15 protein-coding genes and 1 pseudogene are annotated in these 19,876 nt (G+C 56.0%); 10 read left to right on the top strand and 6 right to left on the bottom strand.

Going from position 1 to position 19,876, the window contains the following annotated elements; translation table 11 throughout:
* The first annotated feature begins 125 nt into the window (after positions 1-125).
* Both dnaN and gyrB read left to right on the top strand, forming a co-directional pair.
* Complete coding sequence (gene dnaN / locus DIE15_RS15450) at positions 126-1,232, top strand: DNA polymerase III subunit beta (protein WP_006756934.1); 1,107 nt, start codon at positions 126-128, stop codon at positions 1,230-1,232.
* A gap of 192 nt (positions 1,233-1,424) precedes the next feature.
* On the top strand, positions 1,425-3,899 hold the full coding sequence (gene gyrB / locus DIE15_RS15445; RefSeq protein WP_057924829.1) for a DNA topoisomerase (ATP-hydrolyzing) subunit B: 2,475 nt from the start codon (positions 1,425-1,427) through the stop codon (positions 3,897-3,899).
* Positions 3,900-4,202: 303 nt separating this feature from the next.
* Here the strand turns inward: gyrB and DIE15_RS15440 are convergent, their stop codons facing one another.
* The 5 genes from DIE15_RS15440 to DIE15_RS15420 form a co-directional block, all read right to left on the bottom strand.
* Entirely contained in the window at positions 4,203-7,274 is a 3,072-nt protein-coding gene (locus tag DIE15_RS15440; RefSeq protein WP_260428268.1) for a type I restriction endonuclease subunit R, read from the bottom strand.
* Positions 7,271-7,996: an abortive infection family protein gene (locus tag DIE15_RS15435; RefSeq protein WP_185734476.1), complete on the bottom strand. Its 726-nt coding sequence runs from the start codon at positions 7,994-7,996 to the stop codon at positions 7,271-7,273. Before DIE15_RS15435 ends, DIE15_RS15440 begins: the two co-directional genes overlap by 4 nt.
* Positions 7,989-9,242 (bottom strand): restriction endonuclease subunit S, encoded by a 1,254-nt coding sequence (locus DIE15_RS15430; protein WP_221624175.1) that lies wholly within the window; start codon positions 9,240-9,242, stop codon positions 7,989-7,991. Before DIE15_RS15430 ends, DIE15_RS15435 begins: the two co-directional genes overlap by 8 nt.
* A 35-nt stretch (positions 9,243-9,277) precedes the next feature.
* Complete coding sequence (locus DIE15_RS15425) at positions 9,278-10,957, bottom strand: class I SAM-dependent DNA methyltransferase (RefSeq protein ID WP_124833723.1); 1,680 nt, start codon at positions 10,955-10,957, stop codon at positions 9,278-9,280.
* Between the two features lie 580 nt (positions 10,958-11,537).
* Entirely contained in the window at positions 11,538-11,846 is a 309-nt protein-coding gene (locus DIE15_RS15420) for a hypothetical protein (protein WP_124833722.1), read from the bottom strand.
* A 376-nt stretch (positions 11,847-12,222) separates the two neighbouring features.
* On the opposite strand from DIE15_RS15420, the gene DIE15_RS15415 reads away from it, so the two are divergent.
* From DIE15_RS15415 to DIE15_RS15385, 8 genes and pseudogenes are all read left to right on the top strand, one after another.
* A complete protein-coding gene (locus DIE15_RS15415; RefSeq protein WP_124833721.1) occupies positions 12,223-12,633 on the top strand; it encodes a helix-turn-helix domain-containing protein in 411 nt (136 codons plus the stop codon).
* A gap of 391 nt (positions 12,634-13,024) precedes the next feature.
* Positions 13,025-13,588, top strand: coding sequence for a TnsA endonuclease N-terminal domain-containing protein (locus DIE15_RS15410; protein ID WP_185734474.1), 564 nt, complete (start codon positions 13,025-13,027; stop codon positions 13,586-13,588).
* Positions 13,551-15,530 (top strand): Mu transposase C-terminal domain-containing protein, encoded by a 1,980-nt coding sequence (locus tag DIE15_RS15405; protein ID WP_185734473.1) that lies wholly within the window; start codon positions 13,551-13,553, stop codon positions 15,528-15,530. The genes DIE15_RS15410 and DIE15_RS15405 overlap by 38 nt, the downstream gene beginning before the upstream one ends.
* 11 nt (positions 15,531-15,541) lie before the next feature.
* A complete protein-coding gene (locus DIE15_RS15400) occupies positions 15,542-16,537 on the top strand; it encodes a TniB family NTP-binding protein (RefSeq protein ID WP_124833718.1) in 996 nt (331 codons plus the stop codon).
* A pseudogene (locus DIE15_RS38145) lies at positions 16,534-16,899 on the top strand (TniQ family protein); the annotation flags it as partial. The gene DIE15_RS15400 and the pseudogene DIE15_RS38145, both read left to right, overlap by 4 nt.
* 399 nt (positions 16,900-17,298) lie before the next feature.
* A complete protein-coding gene (locus DIE15_RS37695; protein ID WP_260428267.1) occupies positions 17,299-18,369 on the top strand; it encodes a hypothetical protein in 1,071 nt (356 codons plus the stop codon).
* Between the two features lie 110 nt (positions 18,370-18,479).
* A complete protein-coding gene (locus DIE15_RS15390) occupies positions 18,480-18,815 on the top strand; it encodes a helix-turn-helix domain-containing protein (protein WP_124833716.1) in 336 nt (111 codons plus the stop codon).
* A gap of 76 nt (positions 18,816-18,891) precedes the next feature.
* A complete protein-coding gene (locus DIE15_RS15385) occupies positions 18,892-19,368 on the top strand; it encodes a 3'-5' exoribonuclease (protein ID WP_124833715.1) in 477 nt (158 codons plus the stop codon).
* 16 nt (positions 19,369-19,384) lie between these two features.
* Here the strand turns inward: DIE15_RS15385 and DIE15_RS15380 are convergent, their stop codons facing one another.
* Positions 19,385-19,852, bottom strand: a complete 468-nt coding sequence (locus DIE15_RS15380) for an HAD domain-containing protein (RefSeq protein ID WP_124833714.1) — start codon at positions 19,850-19,852, stop codon at positions 19,385-19,387.
* Positions 19,853-19,876: the final 24 nt, after the last annotated feature.

The following is a 19,876-nucleotide window of genomic DNA, read 5'->3' as shown; positions in this document are numbered from 1 at the left end:
GGGGGGCGGTTCGGTTTTAAGGCACAATACAGGTTTGACCGCCCCGGTGCGGCGGGCCAAGAGCCCGGCCGGCGGGGCGCTGCGAGGCTGCTGCGCTGCAGGCCGTTACTCAACGAAGGAACTCTATGCAACTGGTCAAGACCGAACGAGACACACTCCTCAGGCCGCTGCAAACGGTCAGCGGCATCGTCGAACGCCGCCATACGTTGCCGATCCTCGCCAACCTGCTGATCACCAAGAACGGCCCGGACGTTTCATTCCTGTCGACCGACCTGGAGCTGCAGATCACCACGCGCGCCGATTTCGGCGTCGGCGGCGACCAGGTGGCCACCACCGTCGCGGCCCGCAAGCTGCTCGACATCCTGCGCGCGATGCCTGACGGCCAGGTTACGCTGTCGCTCGCCGACAAGCGCCTCACCGTTCAATCGGGCAAGAGCCGCTTCGCACTGCAGACGCTCGCGGCCGACGAGTTCCCGACCGTCGCGCAGGCCAAGGATTTCGGCGCGACCCTGACCGTCCCGCAGAAGTCGTTCCGCCAGTTGCTCGGCATGGTGCACTTCGCGATGGCGCAGCAGGACATCCGCTACTACCTGAACGGCATGCTGCTCGTCGTCGACGGCGACCAGCTGATGGCCGTGGCCACCGACGGCCACCGCCTCGCGTTCTCGTCGATGAAGCTCGAAGGCGGCACGTTCGGCCGCCAGGAAGTCATCGTGCCGCGCAAGACGATTCTCGAGCTGCAGCGCCTGCTCGAGGACATCGACGACACCGTCACCATCGACATCGCGCAGACCCAGGCCAAGTTCACGTTCGGCCAGGTCGAGCTCGTGTCGAAACTCGTCGAGGGCAAGTTCCCCGACTTCCAGCGCGTGATCCCGAAGGCGCACAAGAACACGTTCGAGATCGGCCGTGAAGAGCTGCAGCGTTCGCTGCAGCGTGCGGCAATCCTGACCTCGGACAAGTTCAAGGGCGTGCGCTGCATCATCGCGCCGGGCCAGCTGAAGATCATGTCGACCAACGCCGATCAGGAAGAGGCGCAGGAAGAACTCGAAATCGCGTACCAGGGCGATACCGTCGACATCGGCTTCAACGTCACGTATCTGCTCGACGTGCTCGCGAACCTGAAGGTCGACACCGTGCAGGTGAGCCTCGGCGACGCCAGCTCGAGCGCGCTGATCACCGTGCCCGAGAACGACGAGTTCAAGTATGTCGTGATGCCGATGCGCATCTGACGCGCTCGACATCACAACACACACCAGGGGGCGGCAAGCCCCTTTGGCGTTTTTATGGCGAACTGACAACCCGTCCCTTTGGCGCCTTTTCGGCGCTTCGGGCAGGCCAGGAAACTGGAGCGGCCGGCGATTTCCCTCGCTGAAACGCACCGCGCCGCCACGAGAGTGGCCTCGCAGAACCGGAAGATATCCATGAGTGAACAGCACAATTCGCAACCCGATAACAGCAGCTACGGCGCCTCGTCGATCCAGATCCTCGAAGGTCTGGAAGCGGTGCGCAAGCGCCCCGGGATGTACATCGGCGACACGTCGGACGGCACCGGTCTGCACCACCTCGTGTTCGAGGTGCTCGACAACTCGATCGACGAAGCGCTGGCCGGGTACTGCAACGACATCCACGTGACGATTCACGCCGACAACTCGATTTCCGTGACCGACAACGGCCGCGGGATTCCGACCGACGTGAAGATGAACGACAAGCACGAGCCGAAGCGTAGTGCTGCTGAAATCGTGATGACGGAGCTGCATGCGGGCGGCAAGTTCGACCAGAACAGCTACAAGGTTTCCGGTGGTCTGCACGGCGTGGGCGTGTCGTGCGTGAACGCGCTGTCGAGCTGGCTGCGCCTCACCGTGCGCCGTGACGGCAAGAAGCGGTTCATGGAGTTCCATCGTGGCGTCGCGCAGGATCGCGTGCTTGAGATGGTGGACGGCGTGGAAGTGTCGCCGATGCTGGTGACGGGTGACACCGAGAACCGCGGCACCGAAGTGCACTTCATGGCCGATCCGACGATTTTCGGCACGGTCGAGTATCACTACGACATCCTCGCGAAGCGGATGCGCGAGCTTTCGTTCCTGAACAACGGCGTGCGGATTCGCCTCACCGATCTGCGCTCGGGCAAGGAAGACGATTTCGCGTTCGCCGGCGGTGTGAAGGGCTTCGTCGAGTACATCAACAAGACGAAGACCAACCTGCACCCGACCGTTTTCTTCGCCAACGGCGAGAAGGATGGCGTGGGTGTGGAAGTCGCGATGCAGTGGAACGACAGCTACAACGAGAACGTGCTGTGCTTCACCAACAACATTCCGCAGCGCGACGGCGGCACGCACCTGACCGGCCTGCGCGCCGCGATGACGCGTGTCATCAACAAGTACATCACCGATAACGAAATCGCGAAGAAGGCGAAGGTCGAAACGACCGGCGACGACATGCGCGAAGGGCTGTCGTGCGTGCTTTCCGTGAAGGTGCCGGAGCCGAAGTTCAGCTCGCAGACGAAGGACAAGCTGGTGTCGTCCGAAGTGCGCGCGCCGGTTGAAGAAGTCGTCGCGAAGGCGCTGGAAGAGTTCCTGCTCGAAACGCCGATCGACGCGAAGATCATTTGCGGGAAGATCGTTGAGGCTGCGCGTGCGCGTGATGCTGCGCGGAAGGCGCGTGAGATGACGCGCCGCAAGGGCGTGCTCGACGGCGTCGGCTTGCCTGGCAAGCTCGCGGACTGCCAGGAGAAAGACCCGGCGAAGTGCGAAATCTACATCGTCGAGGGTGACTCGGCAGGTGGCTCGGCCAAGCAAGGGCGTGACCGGAAGTTCCAGGCAATCCTGCCGCTGCGCGGCAAGGTGCTGAACGTCGAGAAGGCCCGCTACGACAAGCTGCTGTCGTCGGAACAGATCGTCACGCTCGTGACCGCGCTTGGGTGCGGGATCGGCAAGGAAGACTACAACCTCGACAAGCTGCGCTATCACCGCATCATCATCATGACCGACGCGGACGTCGACGGTGCGCACATCCGGACGCTACTGCTCACGTTCCTCTATCGCCAGATGCCGGACATGATCGAGCGCGGGTACGTGTATATCGCGCAGCCGCCGCTTTACAAGATCAAGGCGGGGAAGGATGAGCGGTATCTGAAGGATGATACAGAGCTCAACGCGCACATGCTGCGGTTGGCGCTGCAAGGCTCTGAGCTGGTGCCAGGTGAGAATGCTGCGGCGATTTCCGGCGATGCGCTTGGTGAGCTGGCGCGGTCGTATCTGCTATCGAAGAGCGTAATCGAGCGATTGAGCCGGTTGTACGACCCGGCGGCGCTCGAAGCCATCATGGACGGCGTAGTGATCGACCTCTCCAACGAGGCTTCGACCGACGCTTCGGCTAAGGCGCTGCACGCTGCGTTGCATGACGAGGCTTTGAAGAACGAAGTGCGCGTGGTGCCTTCGTATGACCCGGTTCGCGAACAGCGGTCGCTGCATGTCGAGCGTACGCATCACGGCAATGTACGGGTTTCGGTCATCGACCAGGAATTCCAGCACACGGCGGATTATCAGCAGCTCGTGACCACCGCGAATACGTTCAAGGGGCTCATCGGCGAAGGTGCGGTCATCAAGCGTGGTGAGCGCAGCATGGCTGTGAACGACTTCAAGAGCGCGATGAAGTGGCTGCTTGCTGATGCGGAGCGGAACGTCTCGAAACAGCGGTATAAGGGGCTGGGAGAGATGAACCCCGAGCAGCTGTGGGAAACAACGATGGATCCGGCTGTGCGGCGCCTGCTGCGCGTGCAGATCGAAGATGCGATTGCTGCGGATGGGATCTTTACTACCCTCATGGGGGATGATGTGGAGCCGCGGCGGGCGTTTATCGAGAGCAATGCTCTGCGGGCCGGCAATATTGATGTCTAACGCAGTCTGTATGTCGAGCGACACATTAAGTGAAAAATGCGCCACAAATGCTGGAAATTGATGACTGCATAAATGAAAATTCTCTAGAGCGGATACAAAGCGCTGCAAGCAACCATTTCTAATGGCGCCCGAGCAAGTTCGAGCTTGAGCTTATATGGCGCGTCAGTCGGCATTTTGATGCCATTGTGTGCAAGCTTGAGTTCGTTCCATCCGTCAATAAATGCAAAGGGTTACAAGCATTAGCTTGTAACCCTTTCTCGTAGAAGCGGATCAAACTACCGACTTTCGCATTGCTCCAGCCAATTAGCTTTCTTCATCCGCCTCAGCTGCTGACGACTCTGCTTGGCGTATTACGAGTTGCGTCGCGTCTTCCGAAAGATCCGGCGGGTATCCATACTTGGCAAGCAACCGCCGCACGCTTCTCCTGAGCCCAGCCCGCACCGATTCGCGTTGCGTCCAATCTAGCTTCGGCATCTTCTTTACCATCTCGGTTAGTTCTCGAGCCATTAGCCTAAGTGTGTCGCTCTTCATAACCTCTTTGGCCGACCCATTCTCCGCCAAAGCGTCATAAAAAGCAGCCTCTTCCGAGGTCATACCAAGCTCTTCACCATGGTGCAATGCTTCGCGCATAAATCTTGCTAAATCCAAGAGACGCGAGATCATTTCGACCGTCGTAATTGCTTTGTTGGTATAGCGCAACATGGCGTCTTCGAGCGCTTCGCGAAATTTCTTGCTTTGGACGATGTTGGTTCGCTCCGTAACACGAATCTGATCGGTCAGCAGCTTGCGCAGGGTCTCCAACGCGAGATTCTTTTGCTCTAGCGCCGCGACACGCTGCAGAAATTCGTCGCTCAAAATGTCCAAACGTGCTGCGTCGAGACCTGCTGCCGCGAATAAATCAATGACCTGGTCGGCGTCGACTGCGGCCCCGATGACCTGTCGGACCGCCATTTCGACATCACGCCGATGCGATCCTCCCGAGCCGCTCGATTCATCTGCCAACCGCTTCCGGATGATCGCTGCAACATGCTGGAAAAATGCCAGATGCTGTGCCACCGCTTCCGTTTCGTAGCGCGGCACAGCCAACGCGAATGCTTTCGATAACTCCTTCACCAAGACACGCAAACGCTGCCAGCCATCCGATTGCGCGAAAACGTGATCCGCCGCGGCGACGTACACTTGCAGCGCAGCGTGCGGGTCGACATTGAGCGCGGTACTGTAATCGCAACCGTGGAAAAAATCGCGCAACTTCTCGAATGCGGCCAACATAGCAGGTACAGCCTCGTCCTGTACTTGCTGAACCGCCTCTCCGGTACCACCGGCTTGAGTGTACAGAGCCAACGCATCGGCCAGCTGATCCGCAAGGCCAAGCATGTCGACGATCAGACCACCGGGCTTATCACCATACACACGATTAACGCGGGCAATGGCCTGCATCAAGTTGTGGCCGGCCAACGGTTTATCGAGGTACATCGTGTGCGCAGGGGGACAGTCAAACCCAGTCAACCACATGTCGCAAACGATCACCAGCCGAAACTCGTCATCCGGATTTTTGAACCGATCCGCCAACCGCTTGCGAGCGACCTTGCTTCGGATATGACTACCGAGCGGCTGCGGCTCACCATTCTCGCCGGACACGACGACCTTCATAGCACCACGCTCGTCGTCCGAATCATGCCACTCCGGCCTCAGAACCTTTATTGCCTCGTACAAACGCGCGGCGATGTCACGACTCATAGTCACGATCATCGCTTTACCTTCCATCGCGGCACGGCGCTTTTCCCAGTGTTCGACGACGAATGCTGCCATGCGTTCAAGTCGCTCGGGCGCCCCCACCAGTGCTTCCAGCGAGATGCGAATTTGATCGGCGACATCTTCGCCCGCACCATCCGCTTTGGCAGCTTGCTCCAACTCCGCTTCAGCGAGTGCTGCTCCCGCGTCGTCCACTGTCAGTTTGATAATGCGCGACTCGTAGTACAGCGGCTTCGTTGCGCCATCCTCCACTGCCTGACGGATGTCATAGACATCGGCGTATTCGCCGAAGACGTGAATAGTATTCTTGTCACCGCGCTCTAGCGGGGTACCCGTAAAGCCAACAAACGTTGCATTTGGAAGGGCTTCACGCATCCAGCGTGCGCCCCCCTCAACAAAACCATATTGGCTTCGGTGTGCCTCGTCGGCAACGACTACCACGTTCGCTCGATCCGAGATCGCATCGTGCGCCTCAGTAAATTTCTGGACCGTAGTAAAAATCACCCCGCCGGAAGCGCGGTCAAGCAGCGTTTTCAGATGACCACGACTCTCCGCCTGAACCGGCGTCTGTCGTAGCAATGCTCGGCCTGCCGCGAACGTACTGAAGAGCTGGTCATCCAAATCGTTCCGGTCTGTGACCACCACAATGGTCGGATTCGCCATTACTGGCTCGCGAATCAGTGAACCGGCCAGCATCAACATGGTCAGCGATTTACCCGAGCCTTGCGTATGCCAGACCACGCCACCACGGCCATCACCTGTGCCGAGGGGGTGCTTAAGCTTCGCGAGCACGCTTTGACTTGCTTTGCTCACAGCCCTAAATTGGTGATACCCGGCTATCTTCTTGGTGAGCCCTCCGCGTTCGTCCTCTTCGAAAGTAACGCAGGCCTGCAGGTAGTACAACAACTGCAATGGGTCAAACAACCCACGAATCAAGGCCTCCAAGGTGGGTCGACCGCCTTGCGCTGGACGCCAAGGCATGAAGCGACTTGGACCACTGGTAATAGAACCCACTCGAGTCAACAACCCATCCGAGGCCACTATCAGCAGATTCGGCACAAACATGTCAGGGGCGCTTTGCATATAACGCCCCAACTGAGCGATTGCAGTGTTCAAATCCGCACTTGGGTCAGTAGGGTCTTTGAGCTCAATCACCGCGATTGGGACGCCATTGAGGAACACGGTTACATCGGGACGGATCGTTTTCCCGGAGGGCGCCACAACTGTGAGTTGGCGCACCGCCACCAAATCATTCTGGTTAGGATTCTCAAAATCAACCAGGCGTGCGCGCCTTCCCCGAGTCTCGCCGCTTGTGCTGTCTCGGTACTCGACCTCTACTCCTTCGGTCAGAAGGGTGTGAAACCAACGATTGTTCTGTATCAGCGTCGGATGCGGGTGGCGAGACAGCGTGCGGGCAACTTGTTCGCACGCTTCGCTTGGCAGCGTCGGATTAAGCCGGTGGACCGCTGCACTCAACCGCCCTTGAAGAATGCATTGTGACGGTGCGCCTCGCTCCCCAGCCTTGTCGATGTCAGCGCCGCTCTTGGTTGTAAAACCAAGCGCACTAAAGTAAGCCATGGTGACATCTTCAACGAGTCTTTCAGTTGGTGAGCTCATCATCATTCCAACGCCTCGTTTGCATTCGCGTTATCTCCGCCGTTCATCCCATCACGTTCGGCAATAAACTCATTCAACGCTGCCTTATATGCCTCCCTGTCACCGTGGAAAAGCACACGACTTGGCAGCAGCTCCAGTTCACCAAACCTTATGACCTCATAATCGCGATCGAATGCTTCATTGAAGTCCGCATGATCCTCGTAGTAGACACGGGCACCAGGCGTTTGGATCAATGCATCACGGTGAATGCGGTATAAAAATGAGACGATGGTATCGGCAGCCTGAGCTGCCAGCATGGCCTGTCGCAAGTCAAGGCGCGCTGTAAAACTGTCCCGTCCATGCGACGCCATCCCGTAGTTATTCCGGAGTTCACATAGCCCTTGAATAGTCTGCAACAGACCACGGATGGTCTTCTCAACCGACTCTCTTGCTCTTTGCGGATCCGGATGATTGCGAGGAAGAAGGGATAGCCGATTGGTTGTTTCGCGCAGCAATTTCGGTGCATCCCAGTTGGGATCTGCTGGCTGGCCGATGTCTGCGAGAACTGTCTTGCACACTGATTCAACCAGCGTCTTTGAGAGATCAAACGCGAAGTCAGGCAGGCTATCCAGCGTGTTCTCGATCGCATTTATCTGTTGCTCAATCGCCTCCGCCACTGGACCATCCGCAAGAGCTGCGCGAGCGCCAACCATCTGAAAGCGCACTTGCGCGATGGGCGTTTCAGCCATTGACGGTCTCCGTACGTACATTTCTGCTGAGAAGACGCGGGAGCAAGCAATCTCGAATTGACGCCAACGATTCTTCCTCTTTGACTGTAGCCGTAAGCAGCTCAAAAATGGGGTCCGCCAACTCTCGAAACGCGGCGACTACCTCAGGGGGCGGGACAACAACTGGTAGAGATCGGAAGTTTGACTTGCTAATCTCGGGAAAGGTCGTACCACTCGCCCGCGCTTGAATTACATCCATCGATGCATGCGTCCATTGCAGCACGTAGGTTGGAGGCAACGGTCCATCGCAGATCATTGCGATGAAACCTTGGTTTATCGCAGTAGGAATCCCTGCTATCGCCAAGTAGCCCACCGGTGCCCGAGAAGACATCAGAACCGTGCCCGACGGAAGCAGACCTGAGCTGATGCAGTTAATACCAGCGTCCGTTATGCGCCGTTCGGTGTCGAGCAATACAGGGCAGGTAAGGCGCGACATATCCTTCGGTGTCGCCCAACAATGGGTGCCCGCTTCCCAGTACTCCGGGTTCTTCGTGCTGGGCGTCCCGCCACCTTTAATCGAAACAGCATCGCCAATCGGCTTCACTTCCCATCCTTCTGGAATGAGGCCGATTTCAGAGTCCACAAAGCGGGGATTCAGACCGTCAAAGACGCGTTGTGGCATCGATGGAAACGATGCCTGACCGGTGGCCTTCGTTTTGATCGGCTGGAACTCCACGAACCACGCACGAAACGTCGCCCGTGCCAATTCTTCCAGCACCCGCGCGGTCTTTCGATTCTGCTCAATCTTCTCATCGAGTGCGGCTAGTACGCCGGCGACCGTACGTTGCTCATGAATCGGAGGCAGCGACAGTACGATCTTACGAAGCTCACTCTGCTTTATGCCAACGACAGTTGTTCCCGACGCTCGACCATGAAGCTGTGACTGAACGTCGGCGGACATCATTAAATATTTGAGGTACGTATTGTCGAGAATATCCGGCTTGCCACGCAGCAAAATCAGCCGCTGCGCAAGGGCAACCCGGTCATCAGACAGTTGCGCAATTTCACCAAGCGGGGCTTCGGTGGTAACCACCACATCACCAGCCTTTGGAATCCCTCTGCGCATCCAAGCGTCGTACTCAAGCGGATCGATGAATTCATTTGGCTTCTCGATTCGACCACCCTTAACGATCTTCGCCGTTATAAGGGGAATACCTGACGCGGTCTTGCGTGGTGTCTTGCCGCGATAATCAATAATCGCTGACATGCATTGCTCGAGTGGCAAGAATTGCATAGCGTCGCTCACTGGTTGACCGTCCCAGTAGGCACGCCTGAGAGCCTCGCGCGAACGACCCCTGTTAATCGCTCCGCTTCCACAAAGCATCGATCCAATTCAGCCAGGAGCCGCGTGTACTTTTCCTCAAACGACTCGTCGTCATCGTCTTGCGCCTCCGCACCGACATATCGGCCTGGGGTGAGGATGAAATCATGCTTGCCAATCTCGTCAATGTTGGCAGCCTTGCAGAATCCTGGGATGTCGCGATAAGACCAAGCGCCATGTTCCTCTTCGTCCCACCAATCTGGCCTCGGCTCCTCGCGCCATTGGCGGAACGCGTATACGATGCGGCCAATGTCGGTATCGTGCTTCGGGTCACCCATTCCACCGGACAGCATAGTTTCTCCCTCCTCGCTTCCGCTAAGCACGCGCAGAGTTCGTGTCTGCATGCGGCCCAACTTCCGGGCGTCGATGAACAACGTCTCACCCTTCCGTTCGCGACCACCTTGCTTGAGGTTACGGCCTGTCTTGTCTCGGGTTAGAAACCAGAGACAGACGGGGATACCAGTGGTAAAGAACAATTGCGTCGGTAGCGCAACGATGCAATCAACCAAGTCGGCTTCAACGATACGCTGGCGAATCTCTCCCTCACCACCGCTGTTGCTCGACAGGGAACCGTTGGCCATGACGAATCCAGCAGCACCACCGCCGTGTCCGTTGGGAGGCGCAATGTGGTGGATAAAGTGCTGAATCCATGCATAGTTGGCATTGCCTGCGGGTGGCGTACCATAGCGCCAACGAACGTCGTCTTGCAGCAGTTGACCAGACCAGTCAGAAACGTTGAACGGCGGATTGGCAAGGATGTAATCCGCTTTCAGGTCCGGATGTAAATCACGCAGGAACGTATCGGCCGGCTGCGGCCCAAGGTTGGCTTCGATGGATCGGATAGCAAGATTCATGTGTGCTAGCCGCCAAGTGGTCGGGTTGGACTCTTGACCAAAGATCGAGATATCGGTTTTGCTCCCGCCGTGTGCCTCGACAAAGCTTTCCGACTGAACGAACATGCCGCCTGAACCGCAGCAAGGGTCGTAGACTCGCCCCTCGTAAGGTTCAATCATCTCCACCAGAACACGGACTACGCTGCGCGGCGTAAAGAATTCGCCACCAAGCTTGCCTTCAGCTTGGGCAAACTTACCCAGAAAATATTCATAGACACGTCCGAGGGTATCTCGCGCTTTGGCGCGATCGCCCTTAAAGCCGATGTCTGCGATCAAGTCGATCAATCCCTTGAGTTTGACTGGCTCGATACCACGGCGGGCGTAGTCTCGCGGAAGCTTACCCTTGAGGTTCGCATTGTCCCGCTCAACAACAAGGATCGCTTCGTCAATGAGCGTAGCGATATCGGAGCGGGTCGCCTGCCCCTGAAGGGTTGCCCAACGGGCCTCCGGCGGCACCCAAAATACGCGCTCAGCCGTATATTCGTCACGGTTTTCGAGCAGCGCTTCCTGTTGCGCTCCCGTGATGCCCTCGGCAGCAAGCTCGGCTTTGAGTTCCTCGCGCCGTGCTTCAAAGGAGTCCGAGATGTACTTCAGGAACAACAAACCAAGTACGACGTGCTTGTACTCTGCAGCGTCGATCTGGCCCCTCAAAGCATCTGCTGATTTCCAAAGGGTGTCTGTGTAGGAGACGTCGTTATTGTTGGCCATGTGTGCAACTTTTGCCCTGTGCTCGGAGTGGATGGCAGTCCCCGAAGCCACCGGGCGGAGGCCGAGCGGACTGGTCCTAGAATCGTTGAATTATATCGGTATCTCATCGTATACTTCGGTAGTTCAGCATCTTCTCCGCCGCTCTCAGCTAATTTTTTCCCGGGCTGCGAAGCAGCGCCATCCGAACCGGAAGCACCCCTGGTCGATGTTTCGGGCAGTGCCGCGGCAGAGCGCAGATCGCCTCAATGAGACCCGTCAACAGAAGGGCAAGCTCCTGTCGGTCGACGGAAAGCCTGCAAGGAAAGCCCCTTGAGCAACCAGTCGATCGAGGGGGAGGACCGACTTCCATGTGCAGATGCGCGCGCGGACGCTTTCCATAGACGATAACTGCAAGACCAGAACGAATGCCCAGCGCCGCACACCGCGACATCCGTACATCCCCTCGGGCACGCGGGCACCGTTGACAAACACGTACGTTTCCTTTTCCAAGTTGCGCGTGAACCCGCGTCGTTCGCGTTGAGGAAATCGTAGAAAATAGGGCTCCTGCTCCTCGTCCAGGACGATTACTTTGGCTTTCGATTTATTCGATCGGGTCGAGCGACTCTAGGACTTCGTCACCGTCCATGACCTGCTTCATCAGCGTTTCGGGAATCACGCGTAAGTGTTCAAAGCGCTCACGAGCGCACATATACCAGGATGGCGATATTTGGAAGATACGAGGCATTACCTGCCTGATATCGCCGCACAAAAAATGATGCTTTTCGGCTAAGGCCGATATCCCTGCCCCAATGAGTTCGCCGGAATGCGTGAGTTGTCCGTAGATCTTCGTGGCGTCTCGGGCCGCCGCGTTTGCCGTTCGATTAATTTGCCAACTCGACGCAGACATCATCCATCACCGAACGATGATGCAATGCACGAAGCACGCTTGGCATGTCTAATGCGGACGGAAAGCGATAGAAAAATATCATCTCGCTTCGGCCACACATTCGCGTGCGAAAGGTACCGAATTGCGTCCATGAATTCCCCAGAAGGGGGTATAGCCTGGCGCAAATCACAATTAACAAAAACAAGCGCTATCGTCAGAATATTGACGGACACATTCACTTCTGTAGCAAAATTAAATATTTAATTGTTCTCGAAAAAGACAAACATCGCGTTTTGTCCGCTTCCTCTTCAACGGCCCATGCCAATGCCTATCGATTGCCGGCGAACGAAGGGCTCGTTATCCTTGATTACCTTCCCGTCTTCTAAATGTAGTCGACCCGATGACCGCCCTTGGAAACTTCGTTCGAGATCGTCGCGTCGAGCTTGGCCTGACTCAGGCAGCGCTCGCGACGCGCATGGGCGTAGACGACACCTATATCAGTGCAGTAGAGACTGGACGGCGGACGCCAGACGGCTCGCCGTTCTTGGATATGTTAGGTCGAGCTTTGGAGCTCGACAGCGATCGAATTCGCCAGTTATTCAACGTGGCGCGCAGGTCCCAGCGATTTTTCCGCCTGCCGGAAGAGCTGTCACCCCGCAAGCACGCCGTGTTCATGGCCATCGCGGAGGACCTGCCGCAATTGAGTCCAGAAGACGTAGAGGTTATCGCAAGCGTTCACGCGGCATTGGTGCGAAACCGAAAATCTGACGCTCCACACAATGTCGACGTGATCGAAGGAGGGACCATGTAAAGAAAAAGCGCCACAGACCGGAAGGGCCTGCAGCGCTCTTTGGTCGGGACCTATAGAGATCCGTCGCTTAGTCACCGCCGAGTCTCTTCCGTTCCGCCCTCAGAGTCAAGCCCTTCTTTTTCCTGTCGATCCGCCACCCCATGCGATTCGAGCAACCTTTGTCGAATCGTGGATAGCGCTCGCCCATCTTTGGCGCAATTCTCGACAACAGTTGGTTGTCGAGGGGGTAGCTCACGCCTGAAAAGGAGTAGCAGTGAAAACGAGGTATTCGATACCGCTTCCATGGGCCGCCTGCCACGAACCAGTCCGCAGAATCGTGACGCGGTCTGGCGGAATTCCACGTGGACTCTTCCCGAGTCGCAAAAATAGCCGAATGGTCGGATACGAACACTTGCTGGAAGCTGATGCATGTGTCCTATTCGAAATGTCGCCCCAAATCGCGTCCTATCGGGAACAGCCAATACGCATCTCCTTTCCCGATGGAGACCGGAGCCGTCTTTACACACCCGACTATCAGCTAGAACTGAAGGATGGCCGGCAATTCCTTGTCGAGATCAAGCCTGCGCGTCGTCTGGCCGCCCCGGAGATCCGGGCCAAATTCGACCACATCGAAGAACACATGCATCAACTCGGATTGCCCTTCCGAGTTCTGACGGATGAGCTCATCCGCGAGCAACCACGATTGACAAACCTCAGGCGCCTGCGATACGAAGCGCCACTCACTGCAGTCGACTACGATGCAATTCGCCGCAGCCTTAGAACGATACTTCGTTCTGAAAGCCATACCTTAGGATGCCTTATTGAACTTCTCGGTTCGAGTGCCGTCGTCGATCTTCTTATGCGTGGACATGCGACATGCCCCCTCGACCGTCCACTCAGCCATGACACGCCCGTCGACATATCTCTGGAGAGCAAGCATGAATGGTTTCTCATTGACGAAGGGACAGGTTTTTAAGATCGATGGCGCGAGATTTCGCATCGAACGCACACTCGATAACGGAAGCATCACACTTGAGAATTGCGAGACATTGGCTCTGGTCCGTAAGACAAGGCAGGAGATTTTGGAGGCCTACGCGGAGGGACGAGTGGTGGCCATACCCCTACGCCTCACAGAGGCAGACGTCCCATCTGACGAAAACGCTTTGCGATCCCGATATGGCCGTCCGTTTTGCGAGCTTAAAAAGTCAGTGCAAGTAGCTGCACTCCGGCGCAAAGCATACGTAGATCTCATTTTATCAAATGGCCGTCCATCATACACACCAAAAATTTTACGTCCATTCATACTGAAAGTAGCCCAGACGCTCAACGATAAAAAACCTCCGAGTCCCACAACCGTTTATCGTTGGTGCGAAGCGATTGGAGTTTCAAACGATCCACGCAGGCTAATACCCAGACACGATCTCAAAGGCCCGCGCAAACCCCGAACGAACCAGAAAGTCATTGACCTCTTCATGGAAAGCATTGTTGAGGAAGCAGCCATCGCTTGCAAACTTGCGATAAAGAACGTTGAGGATCGCCTGTCGAAAAAGATTTCCCAAGCCAATCACTTTCTCCCGGCAAACGAGCATCTTCAGATTCCCAATACGAGGACTCTGTACCGATTGTTCGACAGAGTACCTGAGTATGACATCACTTTACTCAATGAAGGAAAATCTGCCGCTGACCGAAGATATCGAATAGTTCGACGAGGTGTACAGGTGTCCCGCGTCCTTGAGCGGGTGGAAGTCGACCATACACCATTCGACGTATTTCTCGTAGACGAAAGAACATGGCTTCCATGTGGTCGACCAACCTTGACAATGCTGATCGACGTCTTCAGCCGAATGCCGTTAGGCTATTACATTAGCTTTGACGACACGTCGACGCTGGCGGTCATGCGCGCCGTCCGACATGCACTTCTTCCAAAGAAACCAGCTAGAGCCGTCGTCCCAAACCTGACTGTACAGAACCCTTGGCCTTGCTTCGGTCGGTTCGAAATGCTGGTGTGCGACAACGGCCTCGAATTTCACAGCGACTCACTGGCCGCCGCCTGCTTCGATTTGCAAATGCAGTTGTTGTTTTGTCCAAAGAAACAACCGCAGTTCAAAGGTGTGATAGAGCGCTTTCTAAAAACTTGCAATTATTCCTTTGCCCATAGATTGCCGGGTACCAGCCTCGCACATTTCTCAGCTCGCGGCGACTACGATCCGCTTACCTGCGCCGTCCTGACAATTTCAGAATTCACCCATCTGTTTGAGAAGTGGCTTCTTGACGTCTACGCACAAACCGTACACAAGGGTATCGGTACTACTCCGAGCAAAAAGTGGGAAGAGGGAATCGTCGGTGTATCTCAGAAACTTCCCGCATCAGCCGAAGAAATCGCTTTGCACCTTGGAATCTACAAAAGGCGCAGCCTACGCCATGACGGCGTGTTGCTCAACGGCCTTTACTACGCTAGCGACGATCTATTACCCATCATCTCGACCTACGGCATAGGCGTACGTGTTCGAGTTGCGTACGACCCGGAAGACCTCGGCTCTATATGGCTTTGGGCGCCCGACGGGCAAGAGAAAATTCGCGTGCCGGCCGTCCAAGCAGACTACGCCAACGGACTTCGCTTGGCACAGCATAGATTGATCAGGAAGTACTGTCGCGATAGCGAGGAAAACGGCGAACACGCTACAAGCCTAATGGAAGCGCGCATCGAGATTGCCGAGGCCCTATCTGGCCTCGCAAACTCGAAGCATCTCCGGCAGCGCCGAAAGGCGGCTAAGGCGCTAGGAGTGAGCAATGAAAACCCGTCCGGAAACGCAACGCCGAGCCCTCCGCCTCCTCAAAAATCCCGTGTGATGACCTCCCCAGTCAACACCCTGGATTCTTCTGCAAAGCTAAATCGAATCCAGCGAAACATCATCTAACGGGTGGAAAAATGAAGGAAATCTCAGCCTTGTCTGCGAAGCAGTTGGATGCCTTGGATCGGTTTCGCCGTGAAACCCTCATGTTTCCACAATTCGAGACCGCCTATCGCAGCATATCGGAATCGCTGTCCCTGTACCGAAAAACTGGGCTCGTCGAATGTATGGCGCTGTACGGTGAAACTGGATGTGGAAAAACTACGGTATGCAAAGTTATCGAGGGCGAAAATCAGCGCTACTCTGAACCCCACCGAGACGTCGTACCTGTTCTCTATGCTTCCATCCCGGCGCTTGCGACTATCAGCTCGGTTGCCGAGTGCCTGCTGACAAAAATTGGAGACCCGGCTCCGTCCAAAGGGACCAACTCGTCGAAGACCGAACGGTTGATCGGCCTGATTCACGCATGTTCGGTCGACATGGTCATACTTGACGAATTGCAGCATGTCCACGATCGAGGGCAATCACCGACGATCTACAAGGTGGGCGATTGGATCAAGTACTTTGCGGATCGAATCGCGAAGCCCGTCGTTCTCGTCGGCATTCGTCGTGCTGAGGTACTTGTCGCTACAAACGGGCAGCTTCGACGTCGATTTTCGGCAGCTCTACCCATGAACCCGATGACGTTCGACAACGAGACACGGGTTCAGGAATTTGTGACTCTTGTGTCGACGCTATTCGACGCGCTACCAATTCAATGTGCACTCCAGCTATCGTCGTATGAGGCACTCGAGCGACTGTACTACGCGACCGATGGTCGGATCGGGTATCTGGTCTCGCTATTTCAACGCGCGCTGATGCTTGCATTCCGCTCCGATTCGACAACAGTTTCAGAAGCCATCCTAGAACAAGCCTTCGTCGAACAAATTTGGGAGGCTGGCTATGGCCAACTCAATCCGTTTAACAAGGACTTCTGTCTTCGTCGCTTAGACAGACGGCTAGAACCCTTTGCGGCAGAGAGCATTGGTGTGAAACCCAAGACGAGCCGTCAGTCGAGGAGGGGGGCAAGATGAGCCGCACACCTCTCTTACTCCGCGATCCACCTCACAAAGACGAGAATCTCACTGAGTATCTGCGCCGGCTCCTGGGTATCAATGGATACCCAGGAAGCTTCGATTTCGTCAAGGACATCCTTCAAAAAAATCCCGTCACTATCGAAGATCTTACCGATCTAACCTTCATTTCGACCAAACAACTGAACTGCCTGCCGGAGCCGTGGCCTTCATGGATTAAACGGGAGGGCAACACCGCTTCGCCTGAGAAGGAGTCGTGGCTCAATAGAATCCGTATGCGCTGGTGCCCAGCATGCCTGGCCGAAGACCACTACATGAGGTCAGCATGGTCGCTAAGCATTTTCGTAGCATGCCCAACACACAACACGATGCTAAGAGAGTCGTGCGATGCATGCGGCAAGGTGCTGACGTGGAGGAGCGGATCCCACATGCAGTGCACGTGTGGTCGGAGGTTTACCGAGATGACAATGGAGCGAGCACCGGAAACGCATACGACGTTAATGCAGTGGTACAGCGGTAACGGCTCGAGGCAGCTAGTCAGTTCCGAGCAACGAGCGTCGCGACGTCTTGTCACGCCTTTTGCACGCCTTTCACAGACTCAACTCTTGCGCCTGCTCCATGCGTTGGCGCCGCACATATCCGCTCGCCCTACACATCGTCATGGTCGGACACCCGGGCTTCAGAATTTGAGCACGGCCGCAAACTATGTGGATCAATGCGCTCAACTTTTGCTGCACTGGCCATATAGCTTCCAGACTATGATGGCCAAGTACGACGAAAGGACCACGACAGAAACGAGCATTCGTCGAAAATACTCCGCCCTTTATCGCTTACTCTACAAGACACTCGCGGGCAATGAATTCGACTTCATGAGGCGAGAGTTCGAAGCTTACCTTGATGGCCATTGGTATGGGGCAATCGATGGACGGCATCGCGCATTCAGCAAGCGAAAGTGGCACACCGTGCTTTCCGCAGCCGATATTCGTCGAGAATTGGGGTGCTCGCGTGGCGTGATCTGGCGGTTGATTTCGACTGGCGGACTCAATGCTCGTATTTTACGTAGTCCTATGGGACGACGCTTTGCTGTCGCGGACGCGAATAGTGTTGCGCAGACGAGGGCCGCTCTTCGCGATGTCATCGATCTACACGCAGCTAGTGAACTACTCGGCATAAGCCGTCGCCGCATTCGCATCTTGCTGAGCGCCGGCTTGATCGGGGAAGCTCCGAATTATCATAGGAGCAAGTGGTCTATATCTGTGCACGAAGTGCGCCGCCTGCTTGACCTTCCAACATGCGACCGCGCGGACCATTCGCCCGAGGAGACCCTGCTGCTCAGGCATGTACTCCGGCACATGTGTAGAGACAATGCAGTGTTCGTGAGCGTCATTGAGTCGCTGCTTAGCGGTGCAGTACGAACCTTCGGGAAGGCCTCAGGCGTCCGCGGAATTGGAGCATATCTGGTGCACAAGGACGACGTCCGCTCGGTTATCTGCGATGCAAAGCGTCTTCCGCCATCGACGATGAGCGCCCAGGTAGTCGCACAGGTGCTTTCAATAAAGGAGGAGGTTGCGTATCACCTGATCCGATCTGGTCTATTGCCTCATGATGTGTATCGGGTCAATGGTCGAACGATAGATCTAGTCACTAAAGATGACGTTGTGAAGTTCCGATCAACCTACGTCTCACTGGTCGATATTGCCAAACGTTGGAACGTCTCTCCGAAGGCGGCTCTGCGCCGCCTCAGCGAACGGGGGGTCGACGCAATCACGGGGCCGTCAGTGGATCGCTCACGACAGTATTTCTATCGCGTTGCGGACGTCTCTGCCACTTAACAAGTAGCCGCGTACTACAGCAGGAACCGGCAAGAGCACGAATCGTCGCTGGGCGATCTCACCCGGCGACGGTTCGCGCAGTTGAGAATCGACCTACAATTTCACATCCAATGAAAATCGAACCTATCGATCTTGAGAAAATACAAAGCAGTGCATCGCAAAGCGATACTCCTTATCTTCTTAAGTCCGACACCTATCCAGCTCGCGGCAATCATAACGTCGCATTCGGCCTCACACTGCGAAAGCTCCGAACATCGCAAAATCTCACGCAAGAAACGCTCGCGTTTGCTGTAAACCTAGACCGGACGTACATCTCGCTCTTGGAGCAGGGCCGCCGTTCGCCAACGCTCGACACCGTCGTGGCGCTGTGCAGAGGACTTGATTTTTCGATTGTAGAGTTTCTCTCGATCGTCGAGTCACGGCTTGTGCCAGCGCCGACAGAGTAACGCGAGCCTACATGGCGAATGCGAAACGCCATCCTTATGTCGTTACCAATCTGGTGCTCAACACCAAGGGGGAACAATGCGAATCTTTGTTGATACAGAGTTCACCGACTTCATCGACTGCCATCTAATCAGCGTTGCGTTGGTCGCCGATGATGGCCGGGAGTTCTACGCCGAGTGCAACGACGTCGATCGACGCGCCTGTAGTGCATTTGTCCATGAAGCGGTGCTGCCGCAACTAGGTCAATATCCTGACCGTGTGTTCTCGCGCCAAGATCTCCAGCGGGCGCTTCACGAGTGGCTGCGCCCATTCAAGGGCGGCATCTTCTGCATGGACTTTGCAGGAGACTGGGATCTTCTTGTAGATATCCTCGATGGTGTACCGAGTGGCTGGCAGGGGCTTCTCATACGTGACCAGATAGACCAGGTTCGGTTGGAGTCCTACTACAAACAGTTCGGCGGTCGCCACCATGCACTACACGATGCCCGCGCTCTGCATTACGCGATGCAAGATAGACCTGCGTCTACGCATCCTGCGAAATCGAGATCCGACTGACATCGATCAGTATCGCTTATGAAACGAACTCATCAATCTGTCGAAGTATGGCGGGATCGTCTATCCCGCGGGCCGGATCGCATACGACAAGGCGGGATAGTAGTTCCGGGGCGGATGCGAATTCCTTGGGGGCGTCGTCCAGAATCAGGACATCGGCTAAAGTCAGCCGATGCCTTCGCATATAGTCCGTTATCCGTAGCGAGCGGCTCTCGATACGCCGGTTCGTGAGATAAATTTTGGTAGCTGCGCTCAGCTCGCGCAGATACTCATCTTGCAAGCGTTTGAGGTCGAACATATAAATCCAGGTGCTGTGGATTGCGATGTCGACTGCTTTCCCGCTGACCCGTTCGGCCAGCTTGGTCTGCAGTGAACAAACTCCCTGCCCGACCACCCCCGGTCCGTTGGGCCCGTATTCGAGCTCGCCCACAGAATTTGGATGTAGAACTCCATCGATGTCGAGGAATATCGTTGTCCTCTTGCTCATAGCTAGACTCAACTTCGCAGAAAC

The sequence above is a fragment of the Burkholderia sp. Bp9031 genome (assembly GCF_003857965.1).
GTDB lineage: Bacteria > Pseudomonadota > Gammaproteobacteria > Burkholderiales > Burkholderiaceae > Burkholderia > Burkholderia ambifaria_A.
Note: the sequence above shows the minus strand (reverse complement) of the source record. Positions and strands in the feature narration are given on the sequence as shown.

Coding starts and splice junctions, on each gene's coding strand:
- dnaN (WP_006756934.1), top strand. CDS start 126: ATGCAACTGGTCAAGACCGAACGAGACACACTCCTCAGGCCGCTGCAA.
- gyrB (WP_057924829.1), top strand. CDS start 1,425: ATGAGTGAACAGCACAATTCGCAACCCGATAACAGCAGCTACGGCGCC.
- DIE15_RS15440 (WP_260428268.1), bottom strand. CDS start 7,274: ATGATGATGAGCTCACCAACTGAAAGACTCGTTGAAGATGTCACCATG.
- DIE15_RS15435 (WP_185734476.1), bottom strand. CDS start 7,996: ATGGCTGAAACGCCCATCGCGCAAGTGCGCTTTCAGATGGTTGGCGCT.
- DIE15_RS15430 (WP_221624175.1), bottom strand. CDS start 9,242: ATGTCAGCGATTATTGATTATCGCGGCAAGACACCACGCAAGACCGCG.
- DIE15_RS15425 (WP_124833723.1), bottom strand. CDS start 10,957: ATGGCCAACAATAACGACGTCTCCTACACAGACACCCTTTGGAAATCA.
- DIE15_RS15420 (WP_124833722.1), bottom strand. CDS start 11,846: ATGATGTCTGCGTCGAGTTGGCAAATTAATCGAACGGCAAACGCGGCG.
- DIE15_RS15415 (WP_124833721.1), top strand. CDS start 12,223: ATGACCGCCCTTGGAAACTTCGTTCGAGATCGTCGCGTCGAGCTTGGC.
- DIE15_RS15405 (WP_185734473.1), top strand. CDS start 13,551: ATGAATGGTTTCTCATTGACGAAGGGACAGGTTTTTAAGATCGATGGC.
- DIE15_RS15400 (WP_124833718.1), top strand. CDS start 15,542: ATGAAGGAAATCTCAGCCTTGTCTGCGAAGCAGTTGGATGCCTTGGAT.
- DIE15_RS37695 (WP_260428267.1), top strand. CDS start 17,299: ATGGCCAAGTACGACGAAAGGACCACGACAGAAACGAGCATTCGTCGA.
- DIE15_RS15390 (WP_124833716.1), top strand. CDS start 18,480: ATGAAAATCGAACCTATCGATCTTGAGAAAATACAAAGCAGTGCATCG.
- DIE15_RS15385 (WP_124833715.1), top strand. CDS start 18,892: ATGCGAATCTTTGTTGATACAGAGTTCACCGACTTCATCGACTGCCAT.
- DIE15_RS15380 (WP_124833714.1), bottom strand. CDS start 19,852: ATGAGCAAGAGGACAACGATATTCCTCGACATCGATGGAGTTCTACAT.